Origin of the sequence: Costertonia aggregata (genome assembly GCF_013402795.1) — a bacterium.
Lineage (GTDB): Bacteria > Bacteroidota > Bacteroidia > Flavobacteriales > Flavobacteriaceae > Costertonia > Costertonia aggregata.
On sequence record NZ_CP058595.1, the window covers coordinates 137,095 to 155,297 of the forward strand.

20 protein-coding genes are annotated in these 18,203 nt (G+C 38.9%); 11 read left to right on the top strand and 9 right to left on the bottom strand.

What is annotated here, in order from left to right; genetic code table 11:
* Positions 1-137: 137 nt before the first annotated feature.
* Both HYG79_RS00685 and HYG79_RS00690 read left to right on the top strand, forming a co-directional pair.
* A complete protein-coding gene (locus tag HYG79_RS00685; protein WP_179240259.1) occupies positions 138-503 on the top strand; it encodes a 6-phosphogluconate dehydrogenase in 366 nt (121 codons plus the stop codon).
* Positions 503-1,045 carry an acyl-CoA thioesterase gene (locus HYG79_RS00690; protein ID WP_179240260.1) on the top strand — a complete coding sequence of 181 codons (543 nt, stop codon included), beginning with the start codon at positions 503-505 and terminating at the stop codon, positions 1,043-1,045. The genes HYG79_RS00685 and HYG79_RS00690 overlap by 1 nt, the downstream gene beginning before the upstream one ends.
* Here the strand turns inward: HYG79_RS00690 and pgl are convergent.
* Positions 1,042-1,755 (bottom strand): 6-phosphogluconolactonase, encoded by a 714-nt coding sequence (gene pgl / locus HYG79_RS00695; protein ID WP_179240261.1) that lies wholly within the window; start codon positions 1,753-1,755, stop codon positions 1,042-1,044. The two genes, HYG79_RS00690 and pgl, sit on opposite strands and share 4 nt — an antisense overlap.
* A gap of 161 nt (positions 1,756-1,916) precedes the next feature.
* The gene (gene zwf / locus HYG79_RS00700) at positions 1,917-3,446 is read right to left on the bottom strand and encodes a glucose-6-phosphate dehydrogenase (RefSeq protein WP_179240262.1); all 1,530 of its coding nucleotides are present in this window, start codon (positions 3,444-3,446) and stop codon (positions 1,917-1,919) included.
* A gap of 276 nt (positions 3,447-3,722) precedes the next feature.
* Between zwf and gndA the strand changes: the two genes are divergently transcribed.
* The 4 genes from gndA to HYG79_RS00720 all read left to right on the top strand — a co-directional run bounded on the left by gndA (position 3,723) and on the right by HYG79_RS00720 (position 6,417).
* Positions 3,723-5,129 carry an NADP-dependent phosphogluconate dehydrogenase gene (gndA, locus tag HYG79_RS00705; protein WP_179240263.1) on the top strand — a complete coding sequence of 469 codons (1,407 nt, stop codon included), beginning with the start codon at positions 3,723-3,725 and terminating at the stop codon, positions 5,127-5,129.
* A 148-nt stretch (positions 5,130-5,277) separates the two neighbouring features.
* Positions 5,278-5,673: a hypothetical protein gene (locus tag HYG79_RS00710; protein ID WP_179240264.1), complete on the top strand. Its 396-nt coding sequence runs from the start codon at positions 5,278-5,280 to the stop codon at positions 5,671-5,673.
* A 130-nt stretch (positions 5,674-5,803) separates the two neighbouring features.
* Complete coding sequence (locus HYG79_RS00715; protein WP_179240265.1) at positions 5,804-6,154, top strand: ribose-5-phosphate isomerase; 351 nt, start codon at positions 5,804-5,806, stop codon at positions 6,152-6,154.
* A 47-nt stretch (positions 6,155-6,201) separates the two neighbouring features.
* Entirely contained in the window at positions 6,202-6,417 is a 216-nt protein-coding gene (locus HYG79_RS00720) for a DUF6515 family protein (protein ID WP_228027906.1), read from the top strand.
* A 69-nt stretch (positions 6,418-6,486) separates the two neighbouring features.
* On the opposite strand, the gene carB is transcribed toward HYG79_RS00720, so the two are convergent.
* Complete coding sequence (gene carB / locus HYG79_RS00725; protein WP_179240266.1) at positions 6,487-9,339, bottom strand: carbamoyl-phosphate synthase large subunit; 2,853 nt, start codon at positions 9,337-9,339, stop codon at positions 6,487-6,489.
* 103 nt (positions 9,340-9,442) lie between these two features.
* Positions 9,443-9,604 (bottom strand): 50S ribosomal protein L34, encoded by a 162-nt coding sequence (gene rpmH, locus HYG79_RS00730; protein ID WP_084696363.1) that lies wholly within the window; start codon positions 9,602-9,604, stop codon positions 9,443-9,445.
* Between the two features lie 275 nt (positions 9,605-9,879).
* On the opposite strand from rpmH, the gene HYG79_RS00735 reads away from it, so the two are divergent.
* Both HYG79_RS00735 and HYG79_RS00740 read left to right on the top strand, forming a co-directional pair.
* A complete protein-coding gene (locus HYG79_RS00735; protein WP_179240267.1) occupies positions 9,880-10,764 on the top strand; it encodes a DUF6263 family protein in 885 nt (294 codons plus the stop codon).
* A 3-nt stretch (positions 10,765-10,767) separates the two neighbouring features.
* Positions 10,768-11,283, top strand: a complete 516-nt coding sequence (locus tag HYG79_RS00740; protein ID WP_179240268.1) for a DUF2892 domain-containing protein — start codon at positions 10,768-10,770, stop codon at positions 11,281-11,283.
* A gap of 70 nt (positions 11,284-11,353) precedes the next feature.
* On the opposite strand, the gene HYG79_RS00745 is transcribed toward HYG79_RS00740, so the two are convergent.
* Both HYG79_RS00745 and HYG79_RS00750 read right to left on the bottom strand, forming a co-directional pair.
* On the bottom strand, positions 11,354-12,310 hold the full coding sequence (locus HYG79_RS00745; RefSeq protein WP_179240269.1) for a lytic transglycosylase domain-containing protein: 957 nt from the start codon (positions 12,308-12,310) through the stop codon (positions 11,354-11,356).
* Between the two features lie 44 nt (positions 12,311-12,354).
* Positions 12,355-13,017, bottom strand: coding sequence for an alpha/beta hydrolase family protein (locus HYG79_RS00750; protein ID WP_179240270.1), 663 nt, complete (start codon positions 13,015-13,017; stop codon positions 12,355-12,357).
* A 173-nt stretch (positions 13,018-13,190) separates the two neighbouring features.
* On the opposite strand from HYG79_RS00750, the gene HYG79_RS00755 reads away from it, so the two are divergent.
* Positions 13,191-13,484 carry a GNAT family N-acetyltransferase gene (locus tag HYG79_RS00755; protein ID WP_179240271.1) on the top strand — a complete coding sequence of 98 codons (294 nt, stop codon included), beginning with the start codon at positions 13,191-13,193 and terminating at the stop codon, positions 13,482-13,484.
* Positions 13,485-13,543: 59 nt separating this feature from the next.
* Here HYG79_RS00755 and mtaB read toward each other — a convergent pair whose 3' ends face one another.
* The 3 genes from mtaB to HYG79_RS00770 all read right to left on the bottom strand — a co-directional run bounded on the left by mtaB (position 13,544) and on the right by HYG79_RS00770 (position 16,462).
* Positions 13,544-14,887 carry a tRNA (N(6)-L-threonylcarbamoyladenosine(37)-C(2))-methylthiotransferase MtaB gene (mtaB, locus tag HYG79_RS00760; protein ID WP_228027907.1) on the bottom strand — a complete coding sequence of 448 codons (1,344 nt, stop codon included), beginning with the start codon at positions 14,885-14,887 and terminating at the stop codon, positions 13,544-13,546.
* Positions 14,888-14,906: 19 nt separating this feature from the next.
* A complete protein-coding gene (locus HYG79_RS00765; protein ID WP_179240273.1) occupies positions 14,907-16,085 on the bottom strand; it encodes a GlmU family protein in 1,179 nt (392 codons plus the stop codon).
* Between the two features lie 86 nt (positions 16,086-16,171).
* Positions 16,172-16,462: a type B 50S ribosomal protein L31 gene (locus HYG79_RS00770; protein WP_179240274.1), complete on the bottom strand. Its 291-nt coding sequence runs from the start codon at positions 16,460-16,462 to the stop codon at positions 16,172-16,174.
* 206 nt (positions 16,463-16,668) lie between these two features.
* Between HYG79_RS00770 and HYG79_RS00775 the strand changes: the two genes are divergently transcribed.
* Both HYG79_RS00775 and HYG79_RS00780 read left to right on the top strand, forming a co-directional pair.
* The gene (locus HYG79_RS00775) at positions 16,669-17,193 is read left to right on the top strand and encodes a DUF4199 domain-containing protein (RefSeq protein WP_179240275.1); all 525 of its coding nucleotides are present in this window, start codon (positions 16,669-16,671) and stop codon (positions 17,191-17,193) included.
* A gap of 34 nt (positions 17,194-17,227) precedes the next feature.
* A complete protein-coding gene (locus HYG79_RS00780; RefSeq protein ID WP_179240276.1) occupies positions 17,228-18,202 on the top strand; it encodes a glycosyltransferase family 2 protein in 975 nt (324 codons plus the stop codon).
* Position 18,203 lies beyond the last annotated feature (1 nt).

Below are 18,203 nucleotides of genomic sequence, written 5' to 3' on the forward strand. Positions count from 1 at the left end.
TTTTATTGATAATAACCGATACTATATATTCTTATCGGAATGAATTTGATATGGGTTATGTAGCACGTATAACATCCAATACTCTACTAATTATTGCAATGTACCTTAAATTACAGTGCACAGAAAAAACATAGAAAGTGAAAAAAATATTGTTCTTGTTTATTGGCGGGTGTATCGCCCTTTTGGCTTTGTACTATGCCTTTATCTATTTTGTACCTTACAGTGAGGGAGTACGCTCAGGCGAGTTGATAAAAATCAGTAGAAAAGGTGTAGTTGCCAAAACTTGGGAAGGTGAAATAAGCCAAGGCATTTCCGGGGCGCAGATATTTTCATTTTCGGTTTTGGACAAGGATAAGGAGGTCATAGAAAAGCTCAAGGAATATCAAGGACAATATGTTAAAGTAGATTATACCGAACGTTACGCTACCTTCTTTTGGTTAGGCGACACCAAATATTTTATCACTAAAGTTGAACCAGAGCAATCCCCACATTTTAGAAAATAATGAACAAGTATAAAAGCGTAAAAGAATCACGAGTTTCCATAACCGAACTCATGCTCCCCTCCCACTCTAATTTTGGAGGCAAGGTACATGGGGGCCACATACTAAACCTGATGGACCAAATCGCTTTTGCCTGTGCCTCAAAACACTCACAAAGATATTGTGTGACTGCCTCGGTAAATCGTGTGGACTTTCTGCACCCAGTTGAAGTTGGGGAATTGGTCACCTTAAAAGCCTCAATGAACTATACGGGGAGAACTTCTATGGTCGTTGGCGTTCGCGTAGAATCCGAAAATATTACTACGGGAAAGAAAAAACACTGTAATTCGTCCTACTTTACCATGGTAGCCAAAGATGAAAACGGAAATAACGTACCAATTCCCGGACTATTGGTCAACGACACACAAGGTGTACGACGCTTTAGCCGAAGTAAATTCAGGAAAGAAGCCGCTTTTCAACGCGATACAAAATTCGATTCCAGTAATTTTAATATCGATGAATTTCTACACGAATTAAAAGAAGAAAACATTAAGATAGAGATTTAGGCGATTCCTTTGGCCGCTGAATCATCTAAAAACCATAACAGACGGCCCGATGTTGGTCTGACCAAAGTGGCCGGATACTTTTCAAAATCTTTTTGCCTTCCTATTATTTCGGTGATTTTGCTTGCTTTACTTGCTCCTGTAACCAAAAATACAACGCTTTTGGCGTTATTTATCAACTTGCCGGTAATGCTTACCCTATTTTGGCCAGAATCGGGATGTGTTGCTACTTCACATAACCGTTGTGAATCCCATAAATGTATTTCATGTGGAAAAATAGAGGCGGTATGACCGTCGTCTCCCATACCTAAAATCACCAAATCAAATTGAGGTATTGCATTTATTTCGGGTAGGTTTTCCTTTAATACAGCTGAATACCTATCGGCTTCATATACAGGAACCTTCTCGCCTTTGATACGATGTATGTTTTCTGATGGGATATCAATTTTGGACAATAGGTGCTCGGCGGTCATCTTATAATTACTATCATTGTCGGTCGGTGGCACGCAACGCTCATCGCCCCAATAAAAATGAATCTTCTGCCAATCCATTTTGTCGGCATAATCAGAAGCCAGTTTATCAAAAACAATTTTTGGGGTACTCCCGCCAGAAAGTGCTATATGGGTTATATCTCTTTCGGAAGCATAATCAAATAGGTATTTTGAAAATTCATCTGCCACCTGTTCTTTGTCTTTGTAGACCTTTATTTTCATGCTCTCAACTTTTTGAATATTGCTTTTTCCTAAGCGTTTTTAAAACTTTATCATATGTTTCACGGTAATCCTATATTTCGATATTCATCCTTTACTTTTTTTCTCCGCATCATATAACGGTGCGAAACGAATATTTGATATACTCGCAAAACACCTAACAATTAACAAATAACACAAAAACCGGCATCATCGGCTAAATTTTTGCTGGGATTACGCCACATTCCCAAACCATCAATGAGGTCATCTGCATTTTTAGGGCCCCATACACCCGCCGAATAACCGTATACCTTAGCATCGGATGTTGCCCAATAGTTCAATATGGGATCTACGAATTCCCATGCGGCTTCTACTTCATCGGCACGGGCATACAACGTTGCATCGCCCTGCATAGCATCCAACAATAATCTTTCGTAAGCTTCCATTATATTGTTTTCAACCAAACTTGAATAATAAAAATCTAGGTTGGCACGCTCTACCTTGAAACCCTGCCCAGGTACTTTTACACCAAACTTTATCAATATACCTTCATCAGGCTGAATTCTAATAATCAATTTGTTATCCTTGTTCTGCAAACCGGAATCCTTAAAAATTTGATGGTGCGGTGTCTTAAAATGTATGACCACTTCGGTCACCTTGGTCGGCATACGCTTGGCGGTACGCACATAAAAAGGTACATCGGCCCAACGCCAGTTATCTACAAAAAACTTTAGAGCGGCAAAGGTTTCCGTTGTAGAATTTGGGTCAACATTCTCTTCTTCTCGATATCCCTTTACTTTTTTACCATCTATAATTGAAGAAATGTATTGTGCCCTAATCGTATTTTTATGAAGCGTTTCCTCATCGTTCATGATTCTTAGGGATTTCAATGCCTTTAATTTTTCGTTGCGTATTTCTTCTGCGTTTGCGTTCAAAGGGGGTTCCATAATGATAAAAGCTACAATTTGCAGCAAATGGCTTTGGAACATATCTCGCAACGCTCCAGACTTGTCATAATACCCCCCTCGCTTTTCCACTCCGCCACTTTCAGCATTGGTAATCTCTACATGATGTATATAATTTCTATTCCATAAGGGTTCAAAAATACTGTTGGCAAAACGGGTCACCAGTAAATTTTGCACTGTTTCTTTACCCAAATAATGGTCTATTCTAAATATTTGTGGTTCCTTGAAGTATTGTTGCAGGGCTTGGTTCAATGCTTTGGCCGTTTTGAGACTGTATCCAAAAGGTTTTTCCACAATGAGCCTACGCCAACCGTTGGTCTCAGCATGCAATCCTTGTTCGTACAAGCTTTTGGCAATAGGCTCATAGGCAGATGGTGGCGTAGATAGATAAAAAATAAAGTTCCCTCCTGTTCCATATTCGTTATCGAGGGCATCAATACGTTTTTTTAATGGACTGTAGTCAGAGTCTTGATCGGAGCTCAATTCGTGATAAAAAAGGCGGTCACAGAAATCCTGCATCACTTTTTTTGTTGGGCCATCAACATGGTTTGCTAAATGTTTGCTTTCAGTGACCACGTTTTTACGAAACTCATCGTCGGTCCAATCACTGCGACTGGCACCCAGTACCACGAAATTTTCGGGGAGATGTCCACCCTTGGCCAAATCAAAAATAGCTGGGATCAATTTTCGGGCCGTTAAATCTCCGGATGCCCCAAAAATTATAAGCATCTGATTTTCTGTCTTGTTCATAGGTTATTTATTTCTTGAATCTTAAATCCATTGACAGATACATTTATTCAATTATATGGAACGAATGTGCCTTTTTTGAATTCGACATTCTTAATGGCTTTTCGAAAGCTAAATGTATCGAAAAGAAAAGGCAATAGCAATGAGTTTACCGTAAGTTAATCACCCATCTGAATAATTTCGTTTATTTTTGATCGAACCGGTTTTGATTCGTTCAACCATAGCAAACAAATAGATTAAAAAGTCTTTTGTACGGTAATATAAAAACAAGAAACAAATATGGAGCATAAATACGATTTTGGATTAGTAGGATTGGGCGTTATGGGCCGTAATTTTATTCTTAATGTCGCGGATAATGGGTTTACAGCTTTTGGAAATGATTTGGATACGGAAAAAGTAGATGCCTTGATCAAAGAAGGCGGGAATCCCAAAAAAGTGAACGCGACCACCGATGCCAAAATCTTTTTGGATGCACTCTCAACCCCAAGAAAGATAATGCTATTGGTCCCTGCAGGAAAAGTGGTGGACATCGTTATCGAAAACCTACTCCCCAATTTGGACGAGGGCGATATTATCATTGATGGTGGAAATTCTTTTTATACCGATACCGACAGGCGCGAAGCCTATTTGTCCAAAAAAGGAATCAATTTTTTTGGTGCGGGCGTTTCCGGTGGTGCCAAAGGTGCACGAAAAGGGCCTAGCATCATGCCTGGCGGCAATAGGGAAGCCTACCGGCATGTAAAACCAATCTTTGAAGCTGTTTCGGCAAAATATGAAGGGGAGCCCTGTGTAGCCTACTTAGGTCCAAAATCTGCCGGAAATTACGTGAAAATGGTACATAACGGTATTGAATACGGCTTGATGCAATTGACTTCCGAAATTTATGACGTACTAAAAAAAGGAGGTAATTTGACCAATGATGAGCTGCATGCTACGTATGCCAAATGGAACGCTGGGCGTTTACAATCCTTTTTGGTAGAAATAACCTCTAAGATTTTTCAACAAAAAGATGATTTGGGCGATGGTAGATTGGTGGATAAGATTTTGGACAAGGCCAAACAAAAGGGTACAGGCAAATGGACCAGCCAAAATGCCATGGATTTAGGTATACCTGTTCCATCTATCGATATTGCCGTAAGTATGCGAGAAATATCGGCATTGAAACAAGAACGCATTACGGCGGACCAACTGTACGAACGTCCAACCGTTGAATGTATGGACAAGGAAAAATTAGAAAGACTGGCCGAAGAATCCCTATATTTTTCCTTTATCATAACCTATGCCCAGGGTTTGCACCAGTTGGCTGATGCCTCAAAAGAATATGGTTACGAACTTGACATTGCCGTTATTGCTAAAATATGGCGTGCCGGTTGTATTATTCGTGCCGGGTTATTGGCCGATATTGCACAAGCCTTTCAAGCAGACAATAATTTACCCAATTTACTGCTTTCCCCGACATTTGTTGAAAAAGTGCAGAGTACGGTCAACGCCGCCCGTAAATTGGTTTCTTATGGCGCGGTCAACGGAATTCCGTTACCGGGACTGTCAAACTCCCTCACGTATTTTGATGCCTATACCTCTACCCGATTGCCCTTAAATGTGATACAGGCGCAGCGCGACTATTTTGGCTCGCATACCTATGAACGTATGGATAGAGAGGGTATTTTTCATACGGAGTGGGAATGATCAATTCAAAAAGTCATTTGCAATGATTCGTATTCGTAGGATACATCAAAGATGATTTAATGTTCGCTTTTCGTATTTAACAATAAAATAACTATTAACTGTTAGGGTTTTTTTACAATCAGATTGTTATCACTAAAAGAAACGTGAAATGAAAAAAGCTATATTGATCATACCTATTGTTTTTATATTGGTAAGTTGTGACCCTGTATCCTCTATGGATGCCAATATCAAAAATTCAACATCGCAAAACCTATCGATACAATTTGTGACATCTACCGGGACAAGTGAGACCATACGAATTACGTCTGATGAAACGCTTTTGTTTAGAGAAGGTATGTCAACAACGGGAGGCTTTCTAGAACCGTCTTTGATTGAATTTGACTCCATTTACATTGTAAGTGAATCCAATGAAGTCTTGAAAATCTTTAAACAAGATACCGACGGTAAAAATATATATAACATAGATGAGTATTGGACATTTAGCGAACCCTCTAAGCGGTTTTATCTATATGATTACGAAATATTGAATGAAGATTTTGAATGAAAAGCACTTTGATAATCTATAATCTATACAAGTCCCCTTAATCGCATTTTGGCTAATTAAATTACATTATCCTATATATCATGTTTCTACATGCTTCTCTTTTTTATTTCACTAATTAGATTACAACTTGATGTCTAAAACCCAATATCGAGTATACGTCGTAGAGCTTTCAAAAAAAGTATTTACAGAGCATAGAAAATTCAGAGAGGTCAACCCCCAGTTTAATGGTGTTTTGGAATGTTTATACGTGGGCATGACCAGTAAAACACCTGTTGAACGTTTTAAGCAGCACAAAAAAGGAACATTAAGCAAAAAGGGGCATAATCTTTCGTCAAACATTGTTAAAAAATATGGACTTTACCTGAGGGGAAGCCTATATAACCATATTTTGCCCATGCCCACAAGGGCTGAAGCTTTAAAAATGGAGAAAACCTTGGCTTTGGAATTACGTAGAAAACGCTATGCCGTTTGGTTTAATTAAACCATTTCAATTTTTCATAGTCCAATCAAAAACATAAAATTTAGATTATGAAAAAGTTACTTGTTTTTCTTATGATTGTTCTTATGTGCGGTTTTTCATCTTGTGCCAGACGAGTAGTAACATCTGTACCTGCCAACGTTACCATAGTAAAGAATAGACCGGCAAATTATAAAATTGTTAGGGTAAAGGGCAAACGATACTATTTCTGGAACGGAAAACACTATAGAAAAACACGACGAGGTTATGTTTTTGTAAGAGTTTAGATTAGTATAAATTATAAAAAAAGCCTCCGAATATTCAGGAGGCTGTTCTAATTTTCAGATGAGTCTTGACTACTTGCTCAAATACATCTTTCTACGTGCATATAGATTGTAAAAATCATCATCTTTTAAACTATCTATAAATAATATGCTCTCCCCGGTACTTTTCATTTCAGGACCCAAGTTCTTGTTTACGTTCGGGAATTTATTGAATGAAAATACAGGTTGTTTTATGGCGTAACCATCCAGTTCTGGTTTAAAATCAAAATCTTTCACCTTCTTTTCACCCAACATTACCTTTGTGGCATAATTTACATAAGGCTCCTTGTAGGCTTTTGCTATAAATGGTACAGTACGTGATGCCCTTGGATTGGCCTCAATGATATATACCATGTCATCTTTAATGGCAAACTGAATATTGATAAGACCTACAGTATTTAAAGCCAAAGCAATTTTTTTGGTATGGTCCTTAATTTGTTGCATCACGAATTCTCCCAGATTAAAAGGAGGCAAAGTGGCATTGGAATCCCCGGAATGAATACCGCATGGCTCTATGTGTTCCATTATGCCGATAATGTATACATCTTTACCATCGCAAATGGCATCGGCCTCAGCTTCGATGGCACCGTCCAAGTAATGGTCCAACAATAGTTTATTGTTCGGTATTTTACGAAGAAGGTCAACTACATGCTCTTCCAACTCTTCCTTATTGATAACGATTTTCATCCCTTGGCCACCCAAAACATAAGAAGGTCTCACCAAAAGGGGAAAATCTAACTCGTCTGCCAGTTGTAGGGCCTCATCTGCGGTTTCGGCCACTCCAAAGCGTGGAAAAGGAATATCGTTTTCTTTCAACAGTTCCGAAAAACTACCCCTATCTTCTGCCAAATCCAATGATTCAAAACTGGTACCAATAATTTTGATACCGTATTTGGATAATTTTTCGGCTAGTTTCAAGGCTGTTTGCCCGCCCAATTGAACAATCACACCTTCCGGTTTTTCATGACGGATAATATCATAGATGTGCTCCCAAAAAACGGGTTCAAAATATAGCTTGTCCGCCGTATCGAAATCGGTCGAAACCGTTTCAGGGTTACAGTTGATCATAATGGTTTCGTACCCGCACTCTGCCGCTGCCAGAACCCCGTGTACACAACAATAATCAAATTCAATACCTTGCCCTATTCGGTTGGGGCCAGAACCCAGAACAACAATTTTCTTTTTATCAGTGACCACACTATCGTTTTCGACGTAGCGCGTTCCGTCCGGTTTTTCAATTTCAGCTTCAAAAGTGGAATAATAATAGGGAGTCATCGCCTTGAACTCAGCAGCGCAAGTGTCCACCAATTTATAGACTCGGTTTATATTCAGCTCAGTTCGCTTGTTGTACACTTCACTTTCATAACAATCCAACATATGGGCTATCTGCCTATCGGCGAAGCCTTTTTGTTTGGCTTCGAGCAATAAATCTTTGGTAAGGCTGGCGATGGTGTATTTGGAGATTTCCTTTTCCAAATGGTACAATTCTTCATACTGTTTTAAGAACCACATATCGATTTTCGTAATCTCGAAAATCCTGCTCAGTGGAATTCCCATTTGTATGGCATCGTAAATCACAAAAACCCTGTCCCAACTGGGAATGGTCAACTTGCTGATGATTTGGTCATAGTCCTTATATCCCTTGCCGTCTGCCCCTAAACCGTTTCGTTTGATTTCCAATGACTGCGTGGCTTTGTGCAATGCTTCTTGGAATGACCGCCCAATACCCATAACTTCGCCCACGGCCTTCATCTGCAAGCCCAAAGTACGGTCCGAACCTTCGAACTTGTCAAAGTTCCATCGCGGTATTTTTACGATAACGTAATCCAGCATAGGCTCAAAAAGTGCCGATGTCGATTTTGTAATCTGATTTTCCAACTCGTCGAGGGAATAACCTATGGCCAGTTTCGTAGCGACCTTGGCTATAGGGTAACCCGTTGCTTTTGAAGCAAGCGCTGAAGACCTGGAGACCCTTGGATTTATCTCTATAGCTATAATATCCTCATTCTCATCTGGACTCACAGCAAACTGTACATTACAGCCCCCTTCAAAATCACCGATACTACGCATCATGTGAATGGCCATATCACGCATTTTTTGGTACGTTTTATCGGACAAGGTCATCGCTGGTGCCACCGTTATGGAATCTCCTGTGTGAATGCCCATCGGGTCCATATTCTCTATGGCACAGATGATGACTACATTATCGTTTTTATCGCGTAATAGTTCCAGTTCATATTCCTTCCAACCCATCAGGGCCTTATCGATCATTACTTCGTGAATGGGAGAGATTTCCAACCCATGGCTGAGCAGGGCATCAAAATCCTCAGGCTTGTGCACTATCGAGGCACCGGCACCGCCCAATGTATACGACGCTCTTATGACCAATGGAAAACCAAATTCCTGGGCTATCTCTTTCCCTTTTAGAAAAGAAGTCGCCGTGGCTTGTGGTGCCATACCCACACCTATTTTGAGCATGAGTTCACGAAACTTTTCACGGTCTTCGGTGATATTTATGGCATCGATATCAACACCGATCATTTGTACGCCGAAATCCTCCCAAATTCCTTTTTTATCTGCCTCAATACATAGGTTCAATGCCGTTTGACCACCCATTGTTGGTAATACGGCATCGATCTGCGGATGCTCCTTCAAGATTTCTATAATCGATTTTGTATTCAATGGCTTTAAATATACATGGTCGGCCATTGAGGGGTCTGTCATAATAGTGGCGGGATTACTATTGATGAGAATAGTCTCTATACCATCTTCGCGCAAAGAACGTAAAGACTGGGAACCAGCATAATCAAATTCACAGGCCTGCCCAATTACAATAGGACCTGAGCCAATAATCAAAATCGAGTTTAAATCTTTTCTTTTCGGCATTCTAAATAACGTTTCTCGTTTACAAAATTTCTCAAAATTAGGACAAAAAAAAGGTGCTGAACTTAAAAAAGCAGCACCTTTATTAAAAAGTTATCTACAGTCATTATTTTTTGTGACGTGGCTCAGAGGATACGGTAAGTTTTTTTCTACCTTTAGCTCTTCTTCTGGCAAGAACTTTTCTTCCATTTACGGAAGCCATACGTTCACGGAAACCGTGCTTGTTTTTTCTTTTCCTTTTAGATGGTTGAAATGTTCTTTTACTCATCGCCTATATATTTAATACGTTCTTTTTGTCCAATAGAATAACCTATGAACAGGTTATGTAAAACTGGGCGCAAATATACAAAGAGTTTTTGCTTTGCCAAATTCAATGCCAAAAATAATTGTAAAGTTTTTACTGTTTGCCGATGGCGATATTTCAAATGAAAAGTGTTGAGATAATTTATATATTTTTCCAGTAGCATTGATATACTGCACGTCTTATAATTCGCCTTAGTTTTATTACTTTTGCATCGCCTAATCGCAATCCCATAGAATACCATGAAATATTTTTTTCAGTTTACCATATTACTACTTTGTTCATTCTTCGGCTTTGGACAAACGGTGCTACAGTATAATCTAAAAGAGAGTGATGTTTTTGAAATAAAGCAAAATGCCCAACAGATCATTACACAAGAGCTTGATGGTGCGGCCCATACCATTACCAACGATATAAACGGGATTTTAGCTTTTATGGTTACCCAGGTCAACGAAAATGGATATACCATTTCGCTAACTTTTAAGGACTTGAACCTTAAAATGACTTCGAGCATTCAGGGGGAACTTATGAACGTTAATGCCAAAGAAGTAAAAGAAGGCGATATGCAATCCAAAATATTCAATAGCCTATTGGACATTCCTGTACAAATAGCACTTTCCAAAACAGGGGATATCCTAAATGTAAAAGGAGGCGACAGCTTGGTCAATAAGATGGCGAAAGCTTCCGGACTCGAAGATGAATTCTCTTTGAATATGATGAAGAAATCCCTGGAAAAAGAATTTGGCTCCGAAGCCTTGTCCAATAGCTACGAGCAAATGACATTTATATATCCTGAAAAAGAAATCAAGGAAGGGGATTCTTGGAAAAACGTTTACTCGGGAAAGCTGAAAGCCGAAAACACATGGACTTTAGATGAACTTACTGGGGAAAACGCTAAAATTTCCGGAGTTGCTACAATAACCATGGATGTTACCGAACCTGCAACGACCATGAAACTCAGTGGTTCCCAAAACACATCAATAGTAACGAATTTAGCTTCCGGTTTTGTGAAAAGTATGGTCGTAAGCGGAACTTCCAAAGGTGTTTCGACCATGGCCCAAATGGGTGATCAAGAAATACCCACAACTATAGATTCAAAAATCACCTACGAATTAATTAATCGATAAAACATGTTCAATAAAAATTTTAAACTGATTATAGCGGCCTTTATTATTGGTTACGCAGTGTATCAATTTATTGAAGAAAATATTGGAAACGGGATAGCTTTGATTTTTCTTTCGCTGATATTTATCTTCCTGTACTTTAGGAACGAGATTATTCTTTTGGCGTTTTTACGTATGCGCAAACAAGATATGGACGGTACGCAAAAATGGTTGTCCAAAATCAAAAATCCCCAAGCGGCCTTGATAAAAAAACAACAGGGCTATTACAATTACCTACACGGTATCATTTTTTCGCAAAAAAACCTGACCCAAGCCGAAAAATATTTCAAAAAAGCTTTAAAATTAGGGCTCACCATGGACTATGACGTTGCCATGGCCAAATTGAGCCTTGCAGGAATAGCCATGCAAAAAAGAAGAAAAAGGGAAGCGACCATGCTTTTAAGCGAAGCCAGTAAATTGGACAAAAACAATATGCTTACCGAACAGATCAAAATGATGAAACAGCAAATGAAAAAGATTTAGGCGTTAAAAACATTTTCATTATACAACATATCAACATATGATCTACCTTCTCTTAAACAAACCGGGCAAATCATTTTGATTCTCTGTAATAGCCTTTATTCGGGATTTCAATAGTATACTTTTTTCTAGAGCTATTATTCAAATGCGGTTCGCGTAGCCAAGGATTGTGGCGCTTAAGGATCTTGTAATTAATTTCGTACTGCTGTGCAAAATCAGTAAAACTGGTTATGGGTTCATCTATTTCTACCTTGAACGTTGGAACGGCAGAGTACATATCATCCTTTTGAATATCGAAACCATATTTTTCGGGGTTGGACAAGATTTCTTTTATCGCCATGATGCGGAAAACATATCTACCCGTCTCCTGACCCAGTAAAAGATCATAGTAATTGTCTACTTTTTGTATGCCAAGGTATTTGTTTATGGCTCCGGGACCAGCATTGTAAGCCGCAGCAGTCAAGGTCCAATTACCATATCGCTTTTTCCATTTGTTCAAATATTTACAAGCTACTTCGGTAGACTTTTCAAGATGGTAGCGTTCATCTACATTATCATTGACCTCTAGCCCATATTCGCGACCTGTACCCTTCATAATCTGCCAAAAACCTGTAGCTCCCGCAGGTGAGACCACATTGGTAAGTCCGCTTTCAGCAACTGCCAAATACTTAAAATCATCGGGAATTCCATTTTTAGCCAAAATGGGTTCTATAATGGGAAAATATTTGTTCGCACGCTTCATCAATAAAAGGGCATTGGATTGCCAATAGGTGTTGACCAAAAATTCCCTATCTACCCGTTCCATAATTTCAGGGTCTTCTTGTGGAACTATTTCTCCGGCAAAATTTAAATCCTCTGGTATATCAATCGCAGAAATTTTGTATCCTTCGGAAACGTTTTTATCAACATCGTTCTTTACAACATCTTTTTGAGCATCTGGTTCAACTGTGGTTTCCTGTACGGCAAATATCAACGTACTTACCACAAAAAAAACACCCAAAATCATTAAAATATTCTTTAAAACCTTCATCTTATTTTCTTTAAACGTTATCCAAAGTTACTATTACAACTCGCTTATTCCAAAATAATTGTGGGCAGATGCTCATTAAACCATTTGGCCCTATGAATTATCATGGTATGCGTGCCTTTTTTAACCTTTGTACAGGCTTCGATATTATTTATTGGAAAAACAGCATCTTGCTCACCTTGTATATGTACCAGATTTTTCGGGTATTTTGTTTGTTTCCAGTTTACCAATTGATCAATGCACCAATCTATGTAGTATTTATCGCGAATGGACAAATATTTTTCATAAAGCCGTAAACGTTTGGTAACTGTTTCCCCAAAGGCATACTTCGCCAACAATTCAACATTATTGACAATCCCCGTAGGCAAAAGTTTGTGAACTTTGGTATATCTCGCAAATAACATGCGTTTGGGCAGTTCGGTTTTGGTTTTTATGCTAGACACAATAATAAGCTTACGAACAGGAATCAATTTCGCCATTTCCTGTACAAGAATACCACCAAAAGAAACACCAATAAGCACAGGGTTTTCATGAACGATGTTCTTACACATTTCTTCGGCGTATTGCTCAATGCCAATACCCCTTTTTGGTATGGTCCAGTCCAAAAAATGAGTTTCAAATTGTTCCGTAGGTAGGTTTATATGCTCAAATATACTGGTGTTAGCTGCCATACCGGGCATAAAGTAAACATGAATTTTTACATTCGGCATAAATATCAAGTGGTATTAAAGAATAGGAAATTAGGTATTTTTTTGCTACTTTTGTTATCTGAATGTTAAATATATCAGTACATACTGATATTATTCCTTCAGGCTTTCAAAGCGTGGAATTACGATCAAAACATCGTAATTTTTTTGTCTAGGACCAATTTAAATCAAACTATATGAATGAAGTAGTAATTAAGGACAATAGTTTCTTGCGCCAATTTGAAACTAAGGTTGATGGACATTTAGCCAAGATCGAGTATTCTTCACAAGAACGTAAAGTTTTCTTGACCAAGCTCGTTATCCCCGAAGAAATTACGGACGAAGGTTTTAAAGAAGGTTTTATCAAAGCTGTTCTTCATGAAATACAGGACAAAAATCTTAGGGTTGTACCCACCAGTCCACAAATTGCAGGATTTTTAAGAAAAAACAGGCAATACAAAGAGATGTTGCCCGTGGGTATTAGAATCTAACAAAAACAGAGCCTCTCTTCTTCGAGAGGCTTTTTTATGACCGATCATTATCAAAGCCCTTACGCTTCGACCGGCTTTTTCACGAATTCAAACCGCACCAGACCATCTTCATCAATTTTAGTTAGTTCCACCTGGTTCAAGGTATTCACCAATTCTGGATTCCAAGGTGCCTTGACTTTGACGTAATTCTCGGTAAACCCATGAATGTAACCCTCTTTGTTTTCGCTCTCGAACAGTACGGTTCTTTTGCTACCTAGCTGGCTTTCATAAAAAGCCCTTCTCTTTTTTACGGATAGTCCCCGAAGCATTTTGCTACGTTTGCTGCGAATATTTTTGGGAACGGGATTTTTCATTGAAGCAGCTTTGGTATTATCACGTTCAGAATACGTAAATACATGCAAATAAGAAATATCAAGAGCATTCAAAAAATAATAGGTTTCCAAAAAATGCTCGTCGGTCTCGCCGGGAAAACCAACAATGACATCAACACCTATACACGCATGTGGCATGGTTTCCTTGATACGTTTTACCCTATCTACATAAAGATCGCTCATGTACCTGCGCTTCATCAATTTTAAAATGTCATCCGAGCCACTTTGCAAGGGAATATGAAAATGGGGGACAAAGGAGTTGCTTTGGGATACGAAATCAATAGTTTCATTTTTGAGCAAGTTGGGTTCGATGGACGAAATACGAAGCCTCTGTATACCATCTACCTTGTCCAAAGCCCTTACTAGGTCCAAAAATGTATGTTCGTGTTTTTTATTGCCAAACTCACCTTTTCCGTAATCCCCGATATTGACTCCGGTAAGAACAATCTCTTTTATACCCTGCGCGGATATTTCAGCGGCATTCTTGAGAACGTTCTCCAAAGTATCGCTCCTAGATATGCCCCTTGCCAGTGGGATTGTACAATATGTGCATTTATAATCACACCCGTCCTGCACTTTTAAAAAGGCGCGGGTTCTATCACCAATAGCGTAACTGCCCACATAAAAATCGGCTTCTTGGATTTCACAGGAATGTACTTCTCCGCCGCCTCTGATTTTGGTGGGGTGATTGAATACATCGTTCACATATTCCTTAAGGTTAAACTTCTCGGTAGCGCCCAAAACTAAATCTACACCGTCTACCGCCACTAATTCTTCTGGCTTTAATTGTGCATAACAACCAATGGCTGCAACAAAAGCATCGGGGTTTACCTTTTGGGCCTGTTTTACTATGGTTTTGAATCGCTTATCGGCATTCTCGGTCACCGAACATGTATTTATAACGTACATATCGGCATATTGGGAAAAATCCACACGTTCAAAACCTTCATCCTGAACCTGTCGTGCTATCGTAGAGGTTTCCGAAAAATTAAGCTTACAGCCCAGCGTGTAGAATGCGACCTTTTTTTTCAATGTAGTAGGTTTACCAATATTAATAACTTCTCCATTTTTTGGTGATTTCAAAAACATGCTCCAGAATATGGGCCTCTTTTTCATCAAACTTCACTCCCCTTCTGGCCATCATCACTCTAGCGGCGTCAAAAGCTTTATTAGTGGTGTAAGTTGTAAAACCGGATGCTCCACCCCAACTAAAACTTGGTACAAAATTACGTGGAAAACCGGGAACATATATGTTTGAATTTACACCAATGACCGTTCCCGTGTTGAACATGGTGTTGATTGCCGTTTTACTATGGTCTCCCATCATTAAACCACAAAATTGTAGCCCCGTTTGTTCAAATTTTTCGGTGGCGTAATTCCATAAACGCACCTTTGCATAGTTATTTTTAAGGTTAGAGTTGTTGGAATCTGCTCCAATATTGCACCATTCCCCCAAAACGGCATTGCCTAAATACCCCTCATGACCTTTGCTCGAGTAGCCAAAAATAACCGTATTGCTTACCTCTCCGCATACTTTACTGTGCGGCCCAATGGTAGTTGGGCCATACAGTTTTCCGCCCATTTTGATGATAGCGTTATTGCACAAAGCCAAACTGCCACGTATTAAACTACCTTCCCATATTTCGGCATCTTTACCAATGTAAATTGGCCCTTCGGTCGCATTTAAAATACTGTACTCGACTTTAGCGCCTTCTTCCAAAAAAATATTTTCAGGACAAATCAAATGATTGGTGCCGGATATCGAGGCACTTTTTCTATTTGCGGTAATAAAATCAAAATCGGCCTTTAATGCCTCTCCGTTTTTAGAAAAGATATCCCAAGTTTTACATAGGGTCAAAATTGATTCTTCTTTGTGCTCTTTAACGTTGTACCCTGAAATCTCAAAATCACTTTTTGGGCTTTCGGTATAATAAGCCACTACCTTACCATCTACTGCAATGGCTTCATTGTCCTGTAGTGCGCTTACGGATTCAGCCAATTGTTTAGTAGGCAAATAAGATGAATTAATGACTATATTCTTTACCCCGACTTTTATAGGGAACTTTTCAGAAAGATACTCTTCAGTTTTAAAGCTGATGGATGCATTTAGATGTTTTTCCCATTTTTCCCGAATCGTCATAATACCAATTCGTATTTCACATACGGGCCGGGTGAACGTAAAAGGCAGTAGTGCCTCACGAACATCACCATCGGAAAGAATATAATTCATCAAAATAGTTTTAGGACTAAAGTTAAAAAATAACGCCCCGGACTTTCATCAGGGGCGCATAACTTTTCAAACATTCACGAAGAAAATTATTCTTCTTTTTTAGCCTCGGCCTCTTTTGCAGGAGCTGGCTTTTTAAATTTTTGATATTTGCTCTTAAACTTATCTATACGCCCGGCCGTATCTATTAATTTGGATTTACCAGTGTAAAAAGGATGGGAAGTTCTTGAAATTTCCAATTTTATCAAAGGATATTCAACACCATCAAACTCTAAAGTCTCTTTGGTATTTGCAGTAGATTTGGTGATAAAAACATCGTCGTTTGACATGTCTTTAAAAGCTACCAATCTGTAATTATCTGGATGTATATCTTTTTTCATTACTTTTATTTTAGCGCACCCATTCCAACAGGTACTTGAATTTAAGCCTGCAAATTTAATAATTTCTTGCAACTATACAATTTAATCAACTCAAAAAACACTAAAAAAAACGAACCTGTGTATTTTTAGAAAAATTGCACCTATATTTTGTAACAAAACCAATGTTTTGTCAACTAACTGGGCAATAACCTTAAAACTAAATAATCATGGAAGAAAATCAACCTAAAACCGGTAAATACGCCCTTAATTTTGGGGTTTTATTGGGTGGTGTAAGCATTGTATTCGCTTTAATGCTTTTTTCATTGGATATGCACTATCAAGGTGGTTGGATGGTCGGTCTAGTTTCAATTGTCTTAACAACCGTTGCAATAGTACTTGCTATGTTACAGTTTAAAAAAGCCAATAATGGTTTTTTATCTTTGGGACAGGCGATGAAAATAGGAGTGGGCGTCTGCCTAATCGGTGGTATTATCGGTATTGCATTCAATCAGGTAATGGCAAATGTCATAGATCCCGATATGTTGACGAAGGCCATGACCTTTCAAAGAGAAACACTTGAGGAAACGACCAATCTTACTGGCGAACAAATTGATGCCCAAATGGAAATGGTCAAAAAGTTTTCCTCTCCCGGAATGCAAACTGCGTTCGGGTTGATATTCAGTGTAGTCCTAGGGCTTATTTTATCATTGATAACAGGTTTGATTCTCAAAAGAACGGAAAACATCAACTAATTTGTACTTTTGAAAAAGTTTTCAGTGGTACAATATGAACATATCGGTAGTAATACCTTTACTTAACGAAGAAGAATCCCTTAAAGAACTCCACGATTGGATTGTATCGGTGATGCAATCCAATCATTTTTCGTACGAGATTCTGTTTATTGATGATGGTAGTACAGACGATTCATGGAACGTTATTACAGAGCTCTCACAAGCAAACCCCAACGTAAAAGGAATTCGATTTCACCGTAACTTCGGAAAATCACAGGCCTTGCATGCCGGTTTCAAGACAGCTAAGGGCGATGTTATCATTACCATGGATGCCGATTTGCAGGACAACCCCGAGGAAATTCCAGAATTGTACGATCTTATTGAAAAAAAGGGGTTTGATTTAATTTCCGGGTGGAAAAAGAAACGTTACGATTCCGTTCTGTCCAAAAATATGCCATCCAAGTTGTTCAATTGGGCCGCACGGAAAACTTCGGGCGTAAAACTACATGACTTTAATTGCGGACTGAAGGCATTTGATAAAAAAGTGGCAAAAACCATTGAGGTATCTGGCGAAATGCACAGATATATCCCTGTGTTGGCCAAGAACGCAGGCTTTCACAAGATAGGCGAAAAAGTAGTACAACACCAGGCCCGTAAGTATGGCAAAACAAAATTTGGCATGGAAAGGTTTATTAACGGTTTTTTGGATCTGCTGACCATATGGTTCGTGTCCAAATTTGGAAAGCGGCCTATGCATTTATTCGGTGCCCTGGGTGTTTTAATGTTCATAATAGGCTTTGGCTTAGCATTGTATTTGGGTATGGATAAACTGTTTATCAATCGGTTTGGGAGATTGATTACAGACAGGCCCCAGTTTTACATCGCACTCACTTCTATGGTGATAGGGACACAACTGTTTTTAGCAGGGTTCTTGGGAGAAATCATGATACGTTCCAAAAAAAATGAACCTCGGTATAGAATATCACAAGAAATAAATACCGAAACCGGACAAACCCAATATTCTTCGTAAA

What these genes read in the sequence shown, in the direction of transcription:
- HYG79_RS00690 (WP_179240260.1), top strand. Translation starts at nt 503, where the DNA reads ATGAACAAGTATAAAAGCGTAAAAGAATCACGAGTTTCCATAACCGAA.
- pgl (WP_179240261.1), bottom strand. Translation starts at nt 1,755, where the DNA reads ATGAAAATAAAGGTCTACAAAGACAAAGAACAGGTGGCAGATGAATTT.
- zwf (WP_179240262.1), bottom strand. Translation starts at nt 3,446, where the DNA reads ATGAACAAGACAGAAAATCAGATGCTTATAATTTTTGGGGCATCCGGA.
- gndA (WP_179240263.1), top strand. Translation starts at nt 3,723, where the DNA reads ATGGAGCATAAATACGATTTTGGATTAGTAGGATTGGGCGTTATGGGC.
- HYG79_RS00710 (WP_179240264.1), top strand. Translation starts at nt 5,278, where the DNA reads ATGAAAAAAGCTATATTGATCATACCTATTGTTTTTATATTGGTAAGT.
- HYG79_RS00715 (WP_179240265.1), top strand. Translation starts at nt 5,804, where the DNA reads ATGTCTAAAACCCAATATCGAGTATACGTCGTAGAGCTTTCAAAAAAA.
- HYG79_RS00720 (WP_228027906.1), top strand. Translation starts at nt 6,202, where the DNA reads ATGAAAAAGTTACTTGTTTTTCTTATGATTGTTCTTATGTGCGGTTTT.
- carB (WP_179240266.1), bottom strand. Translation starts at nt 9,339, where the DNA reads ATGCCGAAAAGAAAAGATTTAAACTCGATTTTGATTATTGGCTCAGGT.
- rpmH (WP_084696363.1), bottom strand. Translation starts at nt 9,604, where the DNA reads ATGAGTAAAAGAACATTTCAACCATCTAAAAGGAAAAGAAAAAACAAG.
- HYG79_RS00735 (WP_179240267.1), top strand. Translation starts at nt 9,880, where the DNA reads ATGAAATATTTTTTTCAGTTTACCATATTACTACTTTGTTCATTCTTC.
- HYG79_RS00740 (WP_179240268.1), top strand. Translation starts at nt 10,768, where the DNA reads ATGTTCAATAAAAATTTTAAACTGATTATAGCGGCCTTTATTATTGGT.
- HYG79_RS00745 (WP_179240269.1), bottom strand. Translation starts at nt 12,310, where the DNA reads ATGAAGGTTTTAAAGAATATTTTAATGATTTTGGGTGTTTTTTTTGTG.
- HYG79_RS00750 (WP_179240270.1), bottom strand. Translation starts at nt 13,017, where the DNA reads ATGCCGAATGTAAAAATTCATGTTTACTTTATGCCCGGTATGGCAGCT.
- HYG79_RS00755 (WP_179240271.1), top strand. Translation starts at nt 13,191, where the DNA reads ATGAATGAAGTAGTAATTAAGGACAATAGTTTCTTGCGCCAATTTGAA.
- HYG79_RS00765 (WP_179240273.1), bottom strand. Translation starts at nt 16,085, where the DNA reads ATGAATTATATTCTTTCCGATGGTGATGTTCGTGAGGCACTACTGCCT.
- HYG79_RS00770 (WP_179240274.1), bottom strand. Translation starts at nt 16,462, where the DNA reads ATGAAAAAAGATATACATCCAGATAATTACAGATTGGTAGCTTTTAAA.
- HYG79_RS00775 (WP_179240275.1), top strand. Translation starts at nt 16,669, where the DNA reads ATGGAAGAAAATCAACCTAAAACCGGTAAATACGCCCTTAATTTTGGG.
- HYG79_RS00780 (WP_179240276.1), top strand. Translation starts at nt 17,228, where the DNA reads ATGAACATATCGGTAGTAATACCTTTACTTAACGAAGAAGAATCCCTT.